Genomic DNA, 1268 nt, shown 5'->3' with positions numbered 1-1268 from the left:
GGGCCTGGTGCACGGATAGGTGACAGGGTTAGTCACGCGGCCTGAGGGGCCTCGTGGTTGATGATGGTCTCGAATTCAATGGGGGTCAATCTGCCGAGGCGGTCCTGTCGTCTGCGGCGGTGGTAGGTCCGTTCGATCCAGTGCACGATGGCGGCCCGGAGCTCGTCTCTGGTGGCCCAGGATCGACGGTCGAGGACGTTGTTCTGTAGCAGCGAGAAGAAGCTCTCCATCGCCGCGTTGTCACCACACGCACCGACCCTGCCCATCGACCCGAGCATGCCGTGCCGGGTGATGGCCTTCTGCATCTTCTTCGAACGAAATTGAGACCCTCTATCGCTGTGCAGAACGCAGCCGGCCACGTCCCCTCGCCTGGCGACAGCGCTGTTCAGGGCGGCCACGGCCAGGCGGGACTTCATTCTCGAGTCGATCGAGTACCCGACGATCCGGCCCGAGTAGACGTCCTTGATCGCGCACAGGTACAGCTTGCCCTCGGCCGTCCAGTGCTCGGTGATGTCGGTCAGCCACAGCTCGTTGGGGCCGGGCGCGGTGAAGTCTCTCTTGACGAGATCGTCGTGTACAGGCGGGCCGGCCTTGCGGTGCTTGCCGCGGCCTCTCTTGCTGATGGTGCTGGTCCAGCCGCCGGCGGAGCAGATCCGCCACGCCGTCCGCCGGCACATCTTCTCGCCTGCGGCTTCGGCCTCGTCGGCGAGGTAGCGGTAGCCGAACTCCGGGTCTTCGCGGTGGGCGTCGAACAGGGCGTTGGCCCGGTACGCCTCGGCGAGCTCGGCGTCGGTGATCGGGTTCTTGCGCCACCGGTAGTAGGGCTGGCGAGCGATCTTGAGTACCCGACACGCCACCGTGACGGGGATGCCGTCAGCGGCCAGCTCACTCACGAGCGGGTACCACCTTTTCCCGGCAGATTCGCTTGGGACAGGTACGCCGCCGCCCGGCGTAAGACCTCGTTCTCCTGTTCAAGCAGGCGCACACGCCGCTTGGCCTCGCGCAGCTCACGCGATTCGGCCGACGTGGTGCCGGGCTTGATCCCGGCCTCCACGTCGGCCTTGCGGATCCACTTGTTCAGGGTCATCGGGTGGATACCGAAGTCGGCAGCGATCTGTTCGAGAGTCACACCGTCTTCACGGTTCTGGGCGACGCGGACAACGTCGTCGCGGAACTCCTGGGGATAGGGCTTGGGCACAGCTGGCATCCTTCCAGGCCGCCCGGCAGGGCAAGCCAGATCAGATGTCACCTACTCGTGCACCAGCCCC

At 65.7% G+C, this 1268-nt stretch carries 1 protein-coding gene; it reads right to left on the bottom strand.

The window, feature by feature from the left end; genetic code table 11:
* Positions 1–32: 32 nt before the first annotated feature.
* A protein-coding gene (locus NWF34_RS25220; protein ID WP_085948641.1) for an IS3 family transposase occupies positions 33–1198 on the bottom strand; the annotation gives its coding sequence in 2 pieces (ribosomal slippage) (positions 33–911 and positions 914–1198; 1164 coding nt in all).
* Positions 1199–1268: the final 70 nt, after the last annotated feature.

Source organism: Gordonia sp. GONU, assembly GCF_024733855.1.
GTDB classification, from domain to species: domain Bacteria; phylum Actinomycetota; class Actinomycetes; order Mycobacteriales; family Mycobacteriaceae; genus Gordonia; species Gordonia amicalis.
The sequence above is the reverse complement of the archived record's forward strand: the minus strand, read 5'-3'. Positions and strand labels throughout refer to the sequence as shown.